The organism is Paenibacillus sp. FSL R7-0297, from assembly GCF_038009025.1.
GTDB lineage: Bacteria > Bacillota > Bacilli > Paenibacillales > Paenibacillaceae > Paenibacillus_AQ.
Genome location: NZ_JBBPAQ010000001.1, coordinates 5,407,161 through 5,427,010, shown reverse-complemented (window position 1 = coordinate 5,427,010; position 19,850 = coordinate 5,407,161). Strand labels below are relative to the sequence as shown.

Genomic DNA, 19,850 nt, shown 5'->3' with positions numbered 1-19,850 from the left:
TCTATGGGATGATCCAATTCCTGCTGAATTAAAGCTTACACACTATAGATCACAAGGAGGGATACTATGAACACTGATGGAACGGGTGCGTGCATTACCAGAGACGACCGGACCGTTCTGCTGGAATGCGGCCATCCGGGTTATGAGGAGGCCAGGGCGGTCCTGGCTGAATTTGCCGAGCTTGTCAAAAGCCCTCCGGTCTATCATACCTACCGGATAACGCCGTTGTCCCTGTGGAATGCAGCGGCTGGTGGCCAGGAGGCAGAGGCGGTTATTGCTAAGCTCCGCAGGCTGTCACGCTGGGGAATTCCCTCAGGACTTGAGGGTGAAATCAGGCAGCTGATGTCCCGGTACGGAAGATTGCAGCTGCGCACGCATGTAACGGATCCGCTGCTCATGACGCTCTCGGCTGATCAGGCCGGACTGCTGGATGAACTGGAGGACAGCCAGATTCTGAAAGAACTGGGCTGGTATAGGGCAGGGCCGTTGCACAGCTATTGTCCGAAGAGCAACAGAGGGCTGCTCAAGCAGGAATTAACAGGACTTGGATATCCGGTACTTGATTATGCCGGTTTCCGGGATGGACAGGAACTGAAGCTTGCCTGGATAGAGGAAGCAGGCAAGGGCGACGGAATTACCGGGGAGGCTTTCGGGCTCCGGGATTATCAGAGGGATGCCGTCCGGCAGTTCCAGGGGATTGGGGGTATCGGAGGCAGCGGTGTTGTTGTTCTGCCTTGCGGAGCGGGCAAAACGGTAGTAGGGATTGCAGTCCTGGAGCATCTGCAGTGTGAAACGCTGATTCTTACCTCCAGCACCACCTCGGTGGAGCAGTGGCGGGGTGAGCTGCTGCAGCGGACGACCCTGAGCGCGGGTGAAGTAGGGGAATATACCGGTGAGAAGCGGGAGGTACGGCCTGTCACGGTCGCCACCTATCAGATTCTGACCCACCGTACAGCCAAGGGAGGACCGTTTGTCCACATGAATCTGTTCAATGAGCGGAACTGGGGGCTCATCATTTATGACGAGGTCCATCTGCTCCCGGCTCCTGTCTTCAGGGCTACGGCAGACATTCAGGCTACGCGCCGGCTGGGTCTTACAGCAACACTGGTCCGGGAGGACGGCCGGGAAGGTGATGTGTTCTCCCTGATCGGGCCCAAATGTTACGATCTGCCCTGGAAGGTGCTGGAGAGACAGGGGTGGATTGCGGCAGTGGATTGTACAGAAGTGATTGTCCCGATGGATGAGCGGCTGCGGCAGCAATATATCTATGCCGGGGCGAAAGAACAGTTCCGCCTAGCGGCCGGCAATCAGGCTAAGGCTGCAGCCGCGGCATCGATTGCTGCGGCACATGCCGGGGCGGCGATCTTGGTGATCGGCCAGTACCTGGACCAGCTGGAGCAGCTGGCGGAGACTCTGGGCGCGCCGCTTATTACCGGCAAAACTACACAGAAGGAACGGAGCGCATTGTATGCCGCCTTCAACGAAGGGCGGCTGCCCCTGCTGGTCGTCTCGAAGGTGGCTAATTTTGCCGTCAATCTGCCGGATGCCTCGGTGGCGATTGAAGTATCCGGAGCCTTCGGCTCGCGGCAGGAGGAGGCTCAGCGGCTGGGGCGTATTTTGCGGCCAAAGCCGGGCGACAACAAGGCGTATTTCTATACGCTGGTCTCGGGGGACAGCAGGGAGCAGGAATTCGCCTTGCGGCGCAGGATGTTCTTAACCGAGCAAGGCTACGATTACGCAGTCAGAATGCTGGAATCCGCGGAGGAGGCTATTCTATGATGAGGCAGAAGCCTGATGCAGATGTGCAGAAGCTGACGCCGGAAGCGCAGGCAGTACTCCAGGCGATATATGCGGAACATGCAGCCAGCCCTTGTGCGGCGGATAGCATTGAACGGCTGCGGCCGGCATTCCTGTGCCGCGCTGAGCAGGAGCTCGCGCTGAACGAGCTGCTCACGGCAGGAATGCTGGAGCTGCGCCAGAAAATGTGGGGAGAGAAGCTGTATCAGATCCCGCAGCAGAGGTTCCCCCGGATCGGGCGTAGCTTCTGGCCTGCCCGTCCGCAGAGTCTTGGAGAAACAGATGTACAGGCCCAGCTTGCTACCTGCACGGGGCTGGCTGCCGAGCTGTTCCGGGGGCTGTTATTTACAGCGCGGGAGGGCTTGCCGCTGACAGCCAAGGGACTTATACACAAGAAGCAGCTTGGCTTGCTCGCAGGCCAGCTGTCGGTGCAGGAGGAGCATCTGGCTGGACTTAAGCTGAACCAGGACAGTCCTGAGCTTTACCCGCTTTCGGTAACGGTTATCGTAGATTTGATGGTTGTTCTGGGTCTGATCAGCCGCAGCAGCAGCGGATATTTAATAGATATAACGAAGCTGCAGTGCTGGCTGGCGCTGACCGAGCAGGAGATGACCGATATGCTATACCGCATAGTAATCAACCGATACGGCTCTCCGAAGCCTGATGAACAGCATTTCAGGCATCTGATCTCCACAGCTGAATTCCCCTCGGGAGAATGGTTTGCCGTGCCGCCTCTTCTGGATTGGATGATACAGAGCGGCCTAACCAAGGTGCAGTCTGATGCCGGGCCGGACGCTTCGGAGCTTCATGCGTCCGCCATTGCCTGGCTCCGCTGCCTGGCAGGCTTTGGATGGTGTGACCTGGGTTATTCAGCCAAGGGAGAGCTCTGCTTCCGGTGGAAGGCAGTGAAGCCGCAACTGGACGGAGCTTCGGCAGGTACAATAGAACCGGAGATAAGTAGAGAAGATTCAGAAATAGTGAAAGCGAAGGAATCTCAACCAGATGAAGTTTGCGGCGGAGTTGCTGTATCAGAAGGCTGGCCAGAACATGGGCAGGAGGAGCAGGAGCAGGATCAGGAGGAGCAGGATCAGGAGGAGATACGCTCCGGCTGCTCATTGAAGTCAGGGGAGACTGGCGCGGACTGGGGTTTACCCGCAGAATCCGCTGTACCTGCGGCCTGCAGGTTCATTGTCCAGCCGGATTTCGAGGTACTGGTTCCGCCTGAAGTTCCTTATGCCATCCGCTGGACCCTGGCAGGATACGCCGAGCTGCTGCATAATCAGGACCTCTGGAGCTTCCGGCTGACCCGTGAAATGCTGGAGTCCGCAGCGGAGCTGGGCTGTCCTCCCGGGAATGCCATTGCTTGGCTTACCGCGCATGCTCAGGGGGGGCTGCCGGAGCAAGTGGAGCTGTCGCTGCGGCAGTGGGCTAAGGGAATCGGGCGGACATCATTGTCCGAGGTTATCCTGCTGTCCTGTGCAGGTGAACAGGACAGCGGAGATATTGCTGCCCATCCCCGGCTGCAGGATAGTCTGACCCGGATTGGCCCGCTCCACTTCATCGTTCGCCCGGAATCTGTCGGCCAGCTGCGCAAGGAGCTGGCTGCAGCCGGGCTGGCTCCGCCCAGAATCATCGGCGGCCGGGAGCAGGCCTTGCAGCCGCACAACCCGTTCGGACCTTTTGAACGGTCCGCTGCAACGCTCCGTTATGAGCTTCCTTCTCCTGCCGGGGAACGGGGACTGATGGATGCTGCCCCGTATCCGAAGCTCCTGCCGCTGGCGGGGACAGCGCAGGATCAGGAGCTGCTTCCGGGTGAAGATGCCGTTCCGCAAATGTGGTTCAACCACTGGAGGCAATACCATGTGACCACTGCGCAGAAGGTGATGGAGCAGGCGCTGGGCTGGGGAATCAAGGTTAGAATTTCCGTGCAGGGCCAAACAGCAGACTTCATTCCGGAGCAAATAAGCGGCCGCCCGTGGAGAGTACGTGGGAATCTGCTGCGTTCAGGTTCAGGGACTGTAGAGCAGATTCAGCTTGCTGCCGAAGACTGGCAGGAAATGAAGCTGCTGCATCCGGTCAAACAGAGAAATTCCTCTTCTTCTGGAGCAGCCGGATATGTTATGATAAGGTAGTCTACCGTTTGCGGTAGAACATTAATGCAGAAAGAGTTGAAGTTCATGAGCGTAGCCGAATTAAATACGGTCGATATGGCCGAAGTGCTGACATACGCCTATGAATTAGGCGATATGATTAACCAATCCGCCGAAGTGTCGGATTACTTATACTGGAAAGGGCGGGTCGATCAGAGCCCCGAAATCCAGGCCATGGTCAAACGGCTGCAGAGCAAGAAGGAGCTGTTTGAGGAGACACAGCGGTTTGGACATTTTCACCCGAACTATCATTCGGCCAAGGATGAGGTTGAGTTAGTAGAGCGGGAGATGGAACAGTTCGAAGAGGTTGTCCGCTTCAAGAACGCGGAGAAGACGCTGGATGATATTCTTCACTCCATGTCTGAAGCAATCGCCTTCTCGGTATCGGACAGCATCAAGGTTCCGAGCAATGACCCGTCCCCCAAAGGCGGATGCGGCAGCGGAGGCAAATGCTCTTGCGGATAAGCTGGCCGTATGGAGAATAGAGAAAGAAAGGCGGATGAGCTTATGTTTGCGGAACGGACAGGTTATATCGTTTGGGTTAGCGATGTCAAGGCAGCGCGTAACCTGGAGAAATACGGAACACTGCACTATGTTTCCCGAAAAATGCACTATGCGGTAATGTATGTGAACGCGGAACGCGCCGAGGAAGTTATGAAGAATGTCCGCAGACTTTCCTACGTGCGCAAGATTGAGCGTTCCTACCGCAATGAACTCAAGACTGAATACACCAGCAATGGACCGGACAAGTCCCGTTATTACGGTTTGTAAATTCAAATATAGTTATATTGGACAGGCGCCGCTGGCGTCTGTTTTTTTGAATTTAATGTATTTCTTGATCACTTAAACAATGCTCCAGCGATAGGGAAGACGAGCCGGATGTATGCGAAAACAATCATGGGTAGTGGGATGTGGATGACATTATGCAGGGGAATGTTAATTAAATTGACAGCTAACCGCCGGTGACTTACTATATCCTCAAGGAAAGCAAGCTGATCGCGCTGGGACTATCTGCAATAGATCTATACAATGAATACAACACAATAAATACAACACAACGAGTACAACAGAGGGCACAGACGTAATAGGTACGCATGGCAGAGCGATGCAAGGCTGATAAGGCGTCTTTTTTTATATCATGGCACTGCGGCAGGCGGGAGGGAATGGTATAGAACCGAAGCGCGAAATTACCAGTGTCGGAATTGATATTGGAACGAGTACGACTAAAATAGTCTTCAGCAGACTTACGGTCGGACGGAGATATGGTGTGTCCATGCTGCCGCAATATCAAATCACGGAGCGGAATATTATATATGAGAGCCCAATGCATCTAACACCGCTGATAGGCGAATCGCAAATTGATCTTCCGGCATTACAGCAGATTCTGTCGGCAGAGTACTGCAGTGCGGCACTGAAGCCTGAGGAGGTAGATACAGGGGCTGTCATTATTACTGGAGAAACGGCGGTAAGATCGAACGCGGATTCCATCCTCCATCAGCTGGCGGGAGAGTCGGGAGAGTTCGTGGTTGCCCAGGCGGGCGGGGATCTGGAGGCTGTCCTTGCAGGCAAAGGCGCTGGAGCGGAAGCTTATTCGCGAAGAGCGGCGGGGACGATAGTCAATGTGGATATCGGAGGTGGCACAGCAAACGCGGCATATTTCAACAGCGGAAGCATTATAGGAACCTTGAACTTTCATATCGGCGGCCGGCTGATTATGCTGGATAAGGCTGGAACCGTAGCGAAAATATATCCCGCAGCCCGGCAATGGCTGAACCGGGAAGGGCTGTGGCTGCAAGAGGGGGAGCAGACGGATTGGCCTGTGCTGCATGAGATCACCCGGAGATGGAGTGAACTGCTGCTGGAGAACCTGCTTAAGGGCAGTGATCCGCAAGCCTGTCCATTAATTTATGGTCACCCGGACCTTCCGGCTGCATTTGCAAGAGATGCTACAGTTACGGAGCTCTGGATCTCCGGGGGTGTGGGTGCATTAATGGAGCAGGCCGCTCCCCGCAATATCGCGGAGACTGCAAGGTATGGGGATATCGGGCCACTGCTCGCTCATGCCATTATAAAGGCGTCCGAACACTACCCGGTGAAGCTACAGGTCGCTCCAGGCGCGCAGCGGGCTACAGTGATTGGTGCCGGTGTTCATACCCTGCAGCTCAGCGGTTTATGCAGACCCCAACCTGCTGCCTCTGCGGAATATTCCCGTTGTAGAGCTGGTCTGGCCCGTACAGGTCCAGGACGGTGAGCAGCCGGATGAGATATTGGCCTCTATACAAGCCGCTTTTGCTGCGGGAGCCATAAGGCACGGTTCAAATGAACCGGAAGAAATGCAGTTTGCAATCGCCATCCCCGAAATGAACTCCTGCTCCTATTCTGTGTTACGCCGGATTGCTGAAGCAGTGACCGGGTGCTCCCGGAAGTATAAGCTGAAGCTTTGCATCCTGATCTGTGAGAATGACATTGCCAAAGCTTTGGGCAATTGTATCTATCTGCTATCCCAAGGCGGGCAAGCCTGCGTCTGTCTGGACCAGATTACAGTGGCACATGGCGATTATATTGACATTGGAATCCCGGTGGACGGGAATTATATACCGGTTGCCGTCAAGACCCTGGTTTTCAGTCCAACAAATTAGGGCGGAAAGGAATGAAGCGCGATGAAACTGACCGTCTCTTTGCTTGGCCAAAGCTACCGGTTTCATGATCTGAAGGAGCTGTTTGCCAAGGCAAATGAAGAAAAGTCCGGGGACCAGCTTGCCGGAATTGCTGCAGCGGACGACCGCGAACGGATGGCAGCCAAGCTTGTGCTGGCCGGCTTGACGCTGGCGGATATCCGCAGCCACCCGCTGCTGCCTCCAGAGACTGACGAGGTGTCCAGAGTGATCGAAGAGGGAGTGGATGAAGCGGTCTACGAAACGATCCGCAGCTGGACGGTTGGAGAGCTGAGGGAACAGCTGCTCGCTGCCTCTGAGACTGAGGTGCGCCGGATCGGCAGAGGCCTGAATAGTGAGATGGCCGCTGCGGCTGCCAAGCTGATGTCCAATCTGGATCTGATCCAGGCCGCGGCCAAGTGTGAAGTGATTACCCGCTGCAATACTACGCTGGGAGAACGCGGGCGGCTCGGGAGCCGGGCCCAGCCCAATCATCCTGCGGATGATCCGCTGGGGATGAAGGCTTCCGTCTATGAAGCATTGAGCTACGGCATCGGGGATGCGGTAATCGGTATCAATCCGGTCATTGATACAACAGAGAATATTATCCGCCTCTTCCATGAAACCAAAGAGGTCATTCACAGATGGGGCATACCAACGCAGAACAGTGTGCTTGCTCATGTGACCACCCAGATGAGAGCCATATCCAAGGGGGCTCCGGCGGATCTGATCTTCCAGAGTCTTGCCGGTACACAGAGCGGCAACCAATCCTTCGGGATTGATCTGCGGTTACTGCAGGAGGCGGATCAGCTGATCCGGGAGTCCGGCACGGCCAGCGGGGAGAACCGCTGGTATTTCGAGACGGGGCAAGGGTCTGAGCTGTCAGCGGGCGGTCATCACGGTGTGGACCAGCTTACACTGGAATCCCGCTGCTATGGAATGGCCAAAGCGTTCAAGCCGTTTCTGGTGAACACCGTCGTCGGTTTTATCGGACCCGAGTACCTGTATGACAGCAAGCAGGTAATCCGGGCCGGGCTTGAGGATCATTTCATGGGCAAGATCCAGGGACTCCCAATGGGTGTGGATGTCTGTTATACGAACCACATGAAGGCAGACCAGAATGACATGGATAACTTAGCTGTCCTCCTGGCAGCAGCGGGTGTGAACTTCTTCATCGGAGTTCCAATGGCGGATGACTGCATGCTGAATTACCAGTCGACCAGCTTTCATGATATTGCTACTGTACGGGAGCTGCTGCGTCTGCAGCCGGGGGCAGAGTTCTCGGCTTGGGCGGACAAAATGGGCATCCTGAAGAATGGCCGACTGACTGCACTTGCCGGGGATCCCACATTATTCATTTAAACAGCGAAGGAGGGGCAAGCATGGCATTCTACGATCCGGAGGGAATGGAAAGATTGCGTAAGGCTACACCGGCGCGGATCGGCACAGGCCGGGCAGGAACACGGCCGACGACCCGTGAGCAGCTGCAGCTGCGCCTGGATCATGCGGCTGCAGTCGATTCAGTATACGGCAGCGTCAGCAACACGTTGCTGGATGAGCTGGAGCTGTTTGCGGTTGACTCAGAGGTGACGGACAAGGAGCTGTACCTGAAACGGCCGGATCTGGGCCGGCAGCTGCCGGAGAGCAGTATCCGGCAGCTGCGGGAGCGCTGTATCCAGGCTCCCCAGGTGCAGATTGTGGTGTCGGACGGACTAAGTGCCGATGCCATTGACAGCAACCTGCGGGATATCTATCCGGCGCTGCTGGACTCTCTGTCGGTTCACGGTCTGGCTGCGGGGACGCCGTTTTTTGTACGGAAGGCCAGGGTCGGCTGTATGAATGCTATTGGCGATATTCTGGAGCCCGAAGTGATTGTAATGCTGATCGGAGAACGCCCGGGACTGATCACCTCCCGGTCTATGAGTGCTTATCTTGGCTACAGGCCGCGTTCCGGAATGACAGATTCCCAGCGGATGGTCCTGTCCAACATTCATCAGGGAGGTACTCCTCCGGTAGAGGCCGGCGCCCATCTGGGCAGCCTGATTGCCAGGATGCTGGAGCTCAGAATGAGCGGAGTCGGCCTGGAGCTGTAACTGAGGCTTTAATTCTAACGCATCCTAATTAAGTCTGATGCTCTTGTGTGTTTCTAACTTAACCTCATTCCGCAATTGCGGGCCTGAGGTTATTTGCTGTACCCGGAAATATCCTGAATATGTTCCGGTTAGTACAACAGTTCATTTAATGCAGTAATTTGTGTATTCAGTTTCAAATGGGTATTCAGTGATAGCTGTATTCTGTACTGTTAAACACAGCGAAAAGATGTGCGTGCATCTTATAACTGTATTCTGTACAACTAAATCTGCGAGAATCGGTGGAAGCCTTCTGCTACAGTCACTTTAATTGCACGAAATACAACTAAACGGAGAGGTGGTTGAAAATCAGAAGATTTAGTTGTAAAAAGTGCAATTATGCATACCGGATACTCTTAGGCATATACCATAACCGGGTCATTCCAGACCCTCAGCAGGCGGTTTGCCCATGTGTTTTTCACTAGTGTGAATCTAACGTTATACCAGTCCGGGCCTGTTCTAAATTACTGCCGGAAACCGATGACTGCCCCCCCATAGTTTATACCTGCTTAATACTTCCGGACTATGCTGGAGAGAGTGACAAAATTCACGAAGAAAACATACAGGTGATAAAATGAATAAATCAGGGACTCTGTCCCGCAAGCTGGCGGCACTGCCGCAATACCTCCAGCATCTGAGCGGAAGATTAAGGGAAGAAGCCAGGGAGCTGGGGAGATTATCCATGCTGCTTGATATTATGGATAAGGAAATGCTGGATACATACTTTCAGCCGATTCTGCATCTGCGGAGCGGGACAACGATCGGACATGAAGTACTGAACCGGCCGCCCAGCTCCCCGCAGTTTCCGAGCACCGAGCATTTCTATGATTTTGCCGGAAGGACAGAGCAGATGTTCAGATTCGAGCAGTATTGCCGGAGAATGTCCTTGTCCCGTTATATGGAGAGGCTGCCTGGGGCGGAGGCTGCGGGTGATAAACTGGTATTTATTAATGTGCATCCGGGAGTGCTGAATGATTCCCGCCACAAAAGCGGTGAAACTCTTACCCTCCTGAAGGAGCTGGGACTTGCGCCGGAGCGTGTGGTGTTTGAGCTGACGGAACGTCAGGCGGTGCAGGATTATATCGGATTCGAGAAAGTGCTGTCCCATTATCGTGAACAGGGCTTCCGCATTGCCGTTGACGATGCCGGTTCCGGTTATAATAGCCTCAAGACGCTAGTCTACCTGAAACCGGAGTTCATTAAGCTGGACAAGTCGCTGATTCGCGGAATTCACAGCAGCAGGGAACAGCAGGAGCTGCTGGAGCTAGTCAGGGAATACGCGGACCGCTCGTCCACCCGGGTGATTGCCGAAGGCATCGAGACGGCGCAGGAGCTGCTTTTTTTACAGAAGGCGGGAGTGGAGTTTGGTCAAGGTTATGCGCTTGGAAGACCGGCCCATCTGCCTGAACATGGAGGATTCCCTACTTCGGCACAGCCGTTTCCAGTAAGAGGAGGGTATAGGCATGTTTCTTCAAATTGGTGAAATCGCCGAACAGATTCCGGAAATTACGATTCATCACAAATGCGAGTTTGTAGATCAGATTTTCAAAAAGAATCCACAGCTCCAAGGCGTCGCAGTAACTGAGAATGGCTATACGGTAGCGCTCATCATGAGAATCCGTTTTTATCAGCAGATCGGTACGCTGTACGGTTATACGCTGTATATGGGCAGATCCGTGGAGCTGGTGATGGATAAAAATCCGCTTGTGGTGGATTATAAGACGCCGATCATTGATGTGAGCAGGCTGGCTATGGCCAGGAACGATGAGAATCTGTACGACTATGTGATCGTCACCCACGGGAACGCATTGTTCGGAGCGGTGAGTGTGCGGGATCTGCTGCTTAATTTTGCAGAAATTCAGGCGGTGGCGGCCAGCTTTCTGAACCCGTTAACAGGACTGCCGGGCAATGTCAGTATTACGGAGTGGATGGTTAGATCGCTGCTGCAGGAGCAGTTCAGTGTTCTTTACATTGATCTGGATCATTTTAAGGCTTACAACGATACATACGGGTTTAAGGAAGGCGACCGGATGATCCAGGCTACGGCGGAGCTTCTGAAGCATGAGGCGCTGCGGCTGGACGGTTTTCTGGGACATATCGGCGGGGATGACTTTATTATTTTCATCAGCCATTACCAATATGAGGAGTGCTGCAGGAGCATCATCAGGGCGTTCGATATGGTGGTAAAAGATTTCTATCATGCAGAGCATCTGGCCCAGCAGTTTGTGCTGACCGAGAGCCGTTCAGGACGGATGGAGGAAATTCCGCTGGTCTCGATCTCCATCGCCGTTGTAACCACCCGCAGCCGCAGATTCGCTTCGGTCGAGGACCTGTCCGAAGAGGCGGCCCGCTTCAAAAAAAGCTGCAAAATGATCAAAGGCAGCAGCTATGTTGATGACAGCGATATCTGCCTTCACAAGAACGGATACTAAGACTATCGCCTCTATGCTTGACGGAGAGGGCGGTATGCTTGAACAACAGACATCAATGCGGTAAGATTGACAACAATAAGAGCATGCCAAGACCCTTTTACGTGGAGTGTGATGACAATGCATGGCAAGGGGATGGAATGGTGGGGGGCGTATGAGCCCTTCCATATCGTGCTGAATGACTACGGGATTGCCGATATCGTGCTTACCCAGCATGCGAAGAGCCGCTATGCGGACCGTGTCGCAGAGGAGGATGACGGGAACGGCGAAGTGACGGCATGGATCTGGCAATGCTTGAAGCAGAACAGGGTGAGACCCTATTCGCTCAGTGAGTATAATGCCTATCTGATCGACGGTGATACGGTGATTGTGGTCGATTTCAGGCAGCTTGAGGGCGTGACTTCGCTCGCTGGTGAGCCGCTGTACGTCATGGTGATAGTGTCGTTTCTAGGCCGGATTTCGGCGACTCCCCAGCTGCGGGATCTCAAGAAGTACTATTCCTGGCTGCGCCACTCCCGCCGCATGAAGCTGATGAAGAAGCGCCGCAGACGCAAATAGAAGGGATGTAAGTCAAGGAAGGCATGCGGCTTAAGGCTGCGTGCCCTTTTTTTGAAGAATAGGCGTTCACCCGAAGCAAATCGCCACTTTGTGTGGTTATTTTGAAAAGGAGTCAGAAAAGCATGAACTTTCACCAGCTACATATTTTTTATACCGTATCCGAACGGGGCAGCTTCTCGGCGGCGGCACTGACGCTGCATATGACACAGCCTGCAGTGACAATGCAGATTCAGGCGCTGGAGGATTATTTCGGGGCCAAGCTGTTTGACCGGTCGACTAAGAAAATAATGCTCTCCGAAGCCGGCCGAACGCTGATGCCGTTCGCGCTGCGCAGTATGCAGCTAATGCGGGAGACGGATCAGGCGATGTCAGCCTTCACCCATATGCTGGAGGGGCGGCTGCAGCTGGGTGCGAGCCTGACCATCGGTGAATATGTGCTTCCGCGTCTGCTCGGTCCCTTCGGCAGAGAATACCCGAACATCTCAATCATGATGAAGGTGATGAATACCACGCAGATTATGGAGGAGATTAACAAACACCAGCTGAACTTCGGGCTGATCGAAGCGCCGGTATCCCATCCGGATATGGTCATCGAGCCGGTCATGGGCGATGAGCTCAAGCTGATCGTTCCGCAGGGTCATCCGCTGGCGGAGCTGTCTGAAGTTACCCTGAGTGATGCGCTCGGTTATCCGTTCGTGCTGCGTGAGCAGGGCTCAGGGACACGGAGGGTGATGGAAGAGCAACTGGTAGCGAAGGGACTTGATCCCGGTGACATGCGGATTGTGATGGAGCTGGGCAGTACAGGTGCAGTGAAGTCGGCTGTGGAGGCAGGGCTTGGAATAACGATTATTTCAACATCATCGGTTAAGCATGAGGTAGCGCTCGGACTGCTGAAGATTGTTAATCTCACAGATGCCTCATTCAAACGGCAGTTCTACGCGATTCATCTGAAGTCAACACTGCTGCCGATTTCGGCCGTGACATTCCTGACCTTCCTGCGCCAGCATGCAGACGGGCAATAGCTCATAAGAACGGCTAAGGCGTCTGCCCCTGGGCGGGTCCGGAAGCCGCAGACAAGATATACACTTGGAGAATGGAGGGGGATTCATATGGAAGTGAAGAATAATAACAGTGAATATACACAGGGAATAGAAGAGGGGCATGCACCGGGAAGATGTGATCTGCATAGCCATACACAGGCTTCGGACGGTATGCAGCCTCCTGCTGAGAATGTGCGTCTGGCTTATGAGAAAGGGCTGGCGGCAGTAGCCATTACCGACCATGATACCGTAAGCGGTATTGCAGAAGCGGTGGAAGCCGGTAAGCGGCTGGGTATTACGGTAGTTCCAGGTGTAGAGATCAGCACGAGGACCGGAGGGAAAGAGATTCACGTGCTCGGCTATTATATCGATACGGAGCAGGAGCTGTTCCTGTCCCGGCTGGAACAGCAGCGGAATACCCGCCTAGGGCGAAATGAGGCAATAATAGACAAGCTTCGCGGGCTGGGGATTGAGATCAGCATGGAGCAGGTGTTATCGGGCATGGGCCGGGAGCTGAAGCCGGATGAGAGTGTCGGCCGGCCGCATATTGCCGATGAGCTGGTGCGCCTGGGAGCAGCAGCGGACATGCGGGATGCGTTTGATAAATATCTGGCTGAAGGTGCAGCGGCGTATGTATCGCCTCCACGCATCACGCCGGAAACCGCCTGCCGCTGGATACAGGAAGCGGGCGGTGCAGCGGTGCTGGCCCATCCCGGTATTTACGGGGATGATGAACTGGTGCGGATGATCTTGGAGACCGGTGCTCTGCGCGGAATCGAGGTCTACCATTCCGATCATGGTCCGTCGGAGCATGAGCGTTATCTTGCGCTGGCTGAGGAATTCGGCCTGCTGGTCACCGGCGGCTCGGATTTCCATGGGGCGCGGCAAGGCGTGATTTTTCACGGGGATATTGGCAGTGTCCATGTATCCACAGCTGTGCTGGAGCAGTTGAAGGCGGCCCGAAGCTGAGCCTGAACCTGAATACAAAGCGATCCTCTTAAGGAAGGGCCGGCAGCCTGTGACAATACCTGCCCTATGAAACTTGAGGGCGGCAATACCACAAACAACCTCCATTCCATTGGCGATGATGCCAGTGGAATGGAGGTTGTTTGGTTTCCAGGGACTAGCTTCGCAGAACGCTTGCCAGACCTTTGATACGCTCTTCATCCGGTGTGACGAATAGCGTCCGCTGATGATCGTAGATGACGAAGCCCGGTTTCGCTCCGCTGGGCTTGCGGACATGCCGGATCAGGGTGCAGTCTACCGGAACGCTGCTCGACTGCTTGGCCTGGCTGAAGTAGGCGGCGAGCTGTGCAGCTTCTTCCAGGGTGGCATCGCCGAATTCCTCGCTGCGGATGACCACATGCGAACCCGGAATGTCTTTGGTGTGCAGCCAGGTATCGTTTGCTGAAGCCAGCCGGTTGGTGACATATTCGTTCTGGAGATTGTTTTTGCCGACATAGATATCTATGCCTTCGGAAGAGGTGAACACCTGCAGGGTAGGGCGGGTCGCCTTCTTCTTCTTTTTGCCCTTTTTGCTGCGGTCACGCAGGTAGCCCTGGCTTACCAGCTCCTCACGGATTTCCTCTATGTCATTCAGGGAGGCGTGGGCGAGCTGCTGCTGCAGCGTCTCCATGTAGGCAATTTCCTCATGGGTCTTGAGCAACTGTTCGCCGATGACCCGCAGGCTGTTCTTATATTTGTTGTATTTCTTGAAATAGCGCTGCGCATTGTCCGTAGGACTTAACAGCGGATCTAGCGGAACCGTGATTTCTGCCTGATTCTCATCGTAATAGTTTACTAGCTTTGCCGTCTTATCCCCTTTGTTCAAAGTATGCAGGGATGCGAACAGCAGCTCACCCCAGATCCGGAACTGGTCGGCGTCCTGGGCCTCGTCCAGATCCTTCTGCAGATTGGCAAGCTTCTTGATGTTTTTGCCTCGCTCATTGCCGAGGAAACGGATCAGGTCGCTTACCCGCTGCTTCACGGTATCCTTCTCCGCTTTATCCCCGTAATAATCCTCCAGACACGTGCTGATGGAGCTGTACTGCTTCACATTCCCGCCCATCAGTTTCAGCGGTATGGCGGAAAAGATCGGTTTGCCTTTGGCATTCAAGCCGGAGATCGGCGAGAACTGCAGCTCCCTTACCGGCTCCATTACGGAATCGAAGGCTTCCCACAGCCGCTCCGGATGTCTTGCCCCGCTGCTGAACTCCAGGGCTCCGCCACCGAGCTCCTGATACCGGAGGACAATCTCTCCGGCAATGAGCGGACTCAGGCCGCTCCAAGCATGAACCAGCCAGCCCGCGGGGTCGGCTGAAGGGGCGGGGCCGCCGGAGCCGTCGATTTTCGGTTCTTCCAGAGAGGCCAGAAGCCCCGCGATCTCGCCTTCAATCATATCCTCTTCAGGTTCTTCCGGATGCTCGGCCGCGTACAGAGCTGCTTCTTCGGCCGAAGCCATCAGGGCAATGAAATCCGCACGACCGGTGCTGAGCGGATTCAGCTTATGCTGCTGCGGCGGTTCGGTATAGGCCGCTCCCGGCATAACGACCCGGTAGCTGCTGATCGACGGGGTGACATGATGAATCCCGTCGATAATCGTGCCTGTGGACAACTCAGTCAGAATGATGTTGCTGTGGCGTCCCATCAGCTCGATGATGATCTTTTTGGCGGAGACATCGCCCAGCTCATCCCGGGTTCTGATTGTAATATGAATAATCCGCTCCATGCCTACCTGCGTGATGCTCTCAATGGTGCCGCCTTCACAATGCTTGCGCATCAGCATGCAGAACATTGGCGCTTCCGCCGGATTGATAGTGCTTCTCTCGGTCAGATGCAGCCGGGGGTAGGTCGGATTCGCTGACAGCAGCAGCTTGCCGCCGCCGCCCGCGCCGCGCAGGGTGAAGATCAGGTCATGTGTGCTGGGTTGATATATTTTGCCGACGCGTGCACCGATGAAGGATTGAAGCTCATGCACGATCGCTTTGGTAACGATGCCGTCTAATGCCATGATAAAGTTCTCCTGTCGCCTAAAAATAATGTACTCCCCCCTATGATGCCATACTTTCACTCGTTCGCGCAAAAGGAGAAACCGGATGCGGTGATAATTTGGGACGACCATGAATACACTTGGACATGAACAGGTGGAAAAGCTGTGCGCCGCCGGAAGTCAAGAAACGACCGGGAGGGGAAAGATAAGTCATGGAACAAAAAAGTTGGCACCGCCTCGGTGCAGAGGAGCTGCAGGAGATGTTCGGCGTTCATCCGGAAGCGGGTCTGAGCGCTGAGGCTGCTGCAGAGAGACGTAAAGAGAGCGGGTACAATGAGCTGTCGGAGGGCAAAAAGGTATCGCCTGTTACGCTCATGCTCAATCAATTCAAGGATTTCATGGTGCTGGTGCTGATGGGTGCGACACTGGTATCCGGCCTACTGGGCGAATATCTCGATGCGATTACGATTATTGCCATTATTCTGCTTAACGGGGTACTCGGTTTCGTACAGGAGTTCCGCGCTGAGCGTTCGCTCAGGGCACTGAAACAGCTGTCTGCCCCGTCTGCCAAGGTATTGCGCGGCGGGAAGCAGGAAGTGATTGCAGCCAAAATGCTGGTGCCCGGTGATATCGTCCTGCTGGAGAGTGGAGACCGTATCCCTGCGGATGTCCGCTGGCTGCAGTGCAGCGCCCTCTACGCCGAGGAATCGGCACTGACGGGGGAATCCTTACCGGTCTCCAAGCATGCGGAGGTGATTCATGCCGAAGAGATCCCGCTTGGCGACCAGAAGAATATCGGCTTCATGGGCACGATGGTAACCCGGGGAACAGGCCGGGCGGTCGTCGTCCGCACCGGCATGAATACCGAGATGGGCAAGATTGCCGACCTGATCCAGAATACCGAAACCCAGGAAACGCCGCTGCAGCACCGTCTGGAGCAGCTTGGCAAGATTCTGATCTATGTCTCCCTGGGCCTCACGATTGTCGTTGTCCTTGCAGGAATCCTGCATGGACAGCCCGCACCGGCGATGTTCCTGGCAGGTGTCAGTCTGGCTGTAGCAGCCATTCCGGAAGGTCTTCCGGCGATTGTAACCATTGCTCTTGCCCTGGGTGTCCAGCGGATGATCAAGCGCAAGGCCATCGTCCGGAAGCTGCCGTCTGTCGAGACCCTGGGCTGTGCCTCGGTCATCTGCTCGGATAAGACGGGAACGCTCACTCAGAATAAAATGACGGTAACGCGGGTGTGGAACGGCGGACGGAGTCTGGAAGTGACCGGAGAGGGTTATTCGCCTGCGGGACATGTACTCCATAAGGGCAAGCCTGTAGATCTGAAGAATGACCAGAGTCTGCGGCGGATGCTGCAGGTAGGCGCTTTATGCAGTAATGCGGAGATTTTTGAGACTGTCGCCGATACACGCGGCAAGAAGAAGGGCAAAGGCGCGGAAGTCGAAAAGGTTGCAGACGCCCAGTCTGTGTGGGAGCTTAAAGGGGATCCGACCGAAGGCGCGCTGGTGACCTTGTCTGCCAAAATGGGGTTAACCGCACAAACGCTTGCTGTTACCTATACCCGGGAAACAGAATTTCCATTTGATTCTGAACGCAAGCTGATGTCTGTGATCGTCAGCCATCCCGGCGGACGGATGATCTGCACCAAGGGCGCGCCTGATGTGCTGCTGAATTGCTGCTCCTATATGCTGTGGGAAGGCGGAGTGGTTCCTTGTACGCCAACCTTGCGCCAGAAGGTGCTGGAGGCCAATGAGGAAATGGCCGGAGGTGCGCTGCGCGTACTGGGGATGGCGTACCGCGAGATGCGTACCGGAGAAGTGGCCGGCAGCGAGAAAGAAGCGGAATGCCAGCTTGTCTTCGTAGGGCTTGCCGGAATGATTGACCCGCCGCGCCGTGAAGTGCGCGATGCGATTCAAGTTACCCGCCGGGCCGGAATCAAAACAGTGATGATTACCGGAGACCATGGAACGACTGCGGAAGCCATTGCCCATCAGCTCGGCATTCTGCAGAGGGGGGGCACTGTCCTAACCGGCAGCCAGCTTACCCGGATGGACGATGATGCACTCGACAAAGTGTCTGATAACGTCTATGTATACGCCCGGGTATCTCCCGAGCATAAGCTGCGGATTATCAAGTCGCTTCAGCGCCAGGGCCATGTGGTGGCGATGACCGGGGATGGTGTGAACGATGCTCCGGCAATCAAGGCGGCCGATATCGGAATCTCCATGGGTATCACCGGCACGGATGTAACCAAAGAAGCATCATCACTTATCTTAGGGGATGACAATTTCTCGACGATTGTTGCAGCCATTGAAGAAGGCCGGAATATCTATGAGAACATCCGCAAGTTTATCCGCTATCTGCTGGCTTCGAATGTCGGCGAGATTCTGACGATGTTCTTCGCCATGATGCTGGGGCTGCCGCTGCCGCTGGTGCCGATCCAGATACTCTGGGTCAACCTGGTCACAGACGGGCTGCCGGCTATGGCGCTTGGGGTAGATCAGCCGGAGAAGGATTTAATGGAGCACAAGCCGCGCGGAGCCAAGGAAAATATCTTTGCCCGCCGTCTGGGCTGGAAGATCGTCAGCCGCGGGCTGCTGATCGGTCTCTGCACCTTGGCCGCATTCTGGCTGACGCTGCGCATTGCTCCGGATAATGCACAGCAGCTGGTGCGGGCGCAGTCGGTTGCATTTGCCACACTGGTTATGGCCCAGCTCATCCATGTCTTCGACTGCCGCAGCTCCCGGTCGGTATTCCACCGGAATCCGTTCCAGAACAAAGCGCTGGTGCTCGCCGTTCTGTCATCCGTGATCCTGATGCTGGCCGTAATGTACCTGCCGTTCCTGCAGCCGGTATTCAAAACCGTCCCGCTCAGCTTCCGCGAATGGTGCCTGGTGCTTGTCATGGCCGGCGTCCCGACTTTCCTGATGGGTGCGGGCAGCGTCTGGGGCGGCAAGAAGAACCGCAGCCGCAGCGGTGGACGGCAAATGATAAAAAGTACAAAGTTTTCGGCATAAAATCAATAGCATCACTCCACTCCTTTAAGGTATGCTGGTTACACTGGGAAGCTTGGTTTATGATGAACCGGCTGGCATATTTCAAACAAAACTTTTAGGAGTGGACGATACAATGGAATTTACTAAGATGCACGGACTAGGCAATGACTTTATAGTTGTATTCGGCGAGGATGAGCTGCCGGGCAATGCTTCGGAGCTGGCAATTACGCTGTGCAACCGGTTCTTCGGCATCGGCGCTGACGGTCTGGTGTATATTCTGCCTTCAGAGCGCGGTGATTATATGATGCGTATCATGAACTCTGACGGCTCGGAAGCCGAGCAATGCGGCAATGCCATCCGCTGTGTCTCCAAATATGTGTATGAGCACGGACTGGTGGAATCGGAGCAGATTGTGATTGAAACGATTGGTGCCGGTGAACAGAAAGTGTCCCTGAAGGTAAAAGATGGTGTAGTGGAGACTGTTACAGTGGATATGGGCGAGCCGGTATTGTCAGGACTGCAGATTCCTGTAGCTATCGATGCAGAGCCTGTGCTGGATCAGCCGATCGAGGCGGACGGAACGGAATTCAAATTCACTGCCGTATCCATGGGTAATCCGCATGCGGTCATTTATGTAGACGATGCAGTATCCTTCGACCTAGGCACATGGGGACCGAAGCTGGAGGTTCACCCGCTCTTCCCGCGCAAAGTAAATGTGGAGTTCGCTACCGTTGTGGACCGCGGACATGTGGATATGCGTGTCTGGGAGCGCGGCGCCGGACCTACACTGGCCTGCGGAACCGGAGCCTGTGCCACTCTGGTCTCCTCCGTACTGAACGGGGTAACGGACCGTTCAGCCTGGATCAGCCTGAAGGGCGGCGACCTGTTCATCGAGTGGGATGAGGAAGATAACCATGTGTATATGACGGGTCCTGCACAGGTGGTGTATACCGGGTCGGTGGATATTTAATCTGTCTGACCCAATTAAAGATCAACACTATAAGAGCTATTCTCAAGTGGAATATTCACTTGGAAATAGCTCTTTTTTCGTATTTATGTAGAGAGTTAACTTATGTACTATAGGATAACATTCTTATTGTTG

The 19,850-nt window shown here is 54.8% G+C and carries 14 protein-coding genes and 1 pseudogene; 14 read left to right on the top strand and 1 reads right to left on the bottom strand.

The window, feature by feature from the left end; genetic code table 11:
• Positions 1-66: 66 nt before the first annotated feature.
• The 12 genes and pseudogenes from MKZ24_RS23810 (at position 67) to MKZ24_RS23755 (ending at position 13,726) form a co-directional block, all read left to right on the top strand.
• On the top strand, positions 67-1,779 hold the full coding sequence (locus tag MKZ24_RS23810; RefSeq protein ID WP_340787343.1) for a DNA repair helicase XPB: 1,713 nt from the start codon (positions 67-69) through the stop codon (positions 1,777-1,779).
• Positions 1,776-3,929, top strand: coding sequence for a helicase-associated domain-containing protein (locus MKZ24_RS23805; protein WP_340787340.1), 2,154 nt, complete (start codon positions 1,776-1,778; stop codon positions 3,927-3,929). Before MKZ24_RS23810 ends, MKZ24_RS23805 begins: the two co-directional genes overlap by 4 nt.
• A gap of 45 nt (positions 3,930-3,974) precedes the next feature.
• Positions 3,975-4,412, top strand: coding sequence for a YlbF family regulator (locus tag MKZ24_RS23800; RefSeq protein WP_042235721.1), 438 nt, complete (start codon positions 3,975-3,977; stop codon positions 4,410-4,412).
• 42 nt (positions 4,413-4,454) lie between these two features.
• Positions 4,455-4,718 (top strand): YlbG family protein, encoded by a 264-nt coding sequence (locus tag MKZ24_RS23795; protein ID WP_020432997.1) that lies wholly within the window; start codon positions 4,455-4,457, stop codon positions 4,716-4,718.
• Between the two features lie 367 nt (positions 4,719-5,085).
• A pseudogene (locus MKZ24_RS23790) lies at positions 5,086-6,586 on the top strand (ethanolamine ammonia-lyase reactivating factor EutA).
• Between the two features lie 21 nt (positions 6,587-6,607).
• On the top strand, positions 6,608-7,963 hold the full coding sequence (locus MKZ24_RS23785; protein ID WP_340787330.1) for an ethanolamine ammonia-lyase subunit EutB: 1,356 nt from the start codon (positions 6,608-6,610) through the stop codon (positions 7,961-7,963).
• A 20-nt stretch (positions 7,964-7,983) separates the two neighbouring features.
• Positions 7,984-8,694, top strand: a complete 711-nt coding sequence (gene eutC / locus MKZ24_RS23780) for an ethanolamine ammonia-lyase subunit EutC (RefSeq protein WP_340787328.1) — start codon at positions 7,984-7,986, stop codon at positions 8,692-8,694.
• 610 nt (positions 8,695-9,304) lie between these two features.
• Positions 9,305-10,213: an EAL domain-containing protein gene (locus MKZ24_RS23775; RefSeq protein WP_042235727.1), complete on the top strand. Its 909-nt coding sequence runs from the start codon at positions 9,305-9,307 to the stop codon at positions 10,211-10,213.
• On the top strand, positions 10,194-11,162 hold the full coding sequence (locus tag MKZ24_RS23770; protein WP_340787325.1) for a GGDEF domain-containing protein: 969 nt from the start codon (positions 10,194-10,196) through the stop codon (positions 11,160-11,162). Before MKZ24_RS23775 ends, MKZ24_RS23770 begins: the two co-directional genes overlap by 20 nt.
• A 117-nt stretch (positions 11,163-11,279) precedes the next feature.
• Positions 11,280-11,717, top strand: coding sequence for a hypothetical protein (locus MKZ24_RS23765; protein WP_042235732.1), 438 nt, complete (start codon positions 11,280-11,282; stop codon positions 11,715-11,717).
• Between the two features lie 122 nt (positions 11,718-11,839).
• Entirely contained in the window at positions 11,840-12,739 is a 900-nt protein-coding gene (locus MKZ24_RS23760) for a selenium metabolism-associated LysR family transcriptional regulator (protein ID WP_340787322.1), read from the top strand.
• A 126-nt stretch (positions 12,740-12,865) separates the two neighbouring features.
• Positions 12,866-13,726: a PHP domain-containing protein gene (locus MKZ24_RS23755; protein WP_445323715.1), complete on the top strand. Its 861-nt coding sequence runs from the start codon at positions 12,866-12,868 to the stop codon at positions 13,724-13,726.
• Between the two features lie 154 nt (positions 13,727-13,880).
• Here the strand turns inward: MKZ24_RS23755 and MKZ24_RS23750 are convergent, their stop codons facing one another.
• Positions 13,881-15,767, bottom strand: coding sequence for an Rqc2 family fibronectin-binding protein (locus tag MKZ24_RS23750; protein ID WP_340787316.1), 1,887 nt, complete (start codon positions 15,765-15,767; stop codon positions 13,881-13,883).
• 191 nt (positions 15,768-15,958) lie between these two features.
• Between MKZ24_RS23750 and MKZ24_RS23745 the strand changes: the two genes are divergently transcribed.
• A complete protein-coding gene (locus MKZ24_RS23745; protein ID WP_042235740.1) occupies positions 15,959-18,769 on the top strand; it encodes a calcium-translocating P-type ATPase, SERCA-type in 2,811 nt (936 codons plus the stop codon).
• 112 nt (positions 18,770-18,881) lie between these two features.
• On the top strand, positions 18,882-19,718 hold the full coding sequence (gene dapF, locus MKZ24_RS23740) for a diaminopimelate epimerase (RefSeq protein WP_042235742.1): 837 nt from the start codon (positions 18,882-18,884) through the stop codon (positions 19,716-19,718).
• Positions 19,719-19,850: the final 132 nt, after the last annotated feature.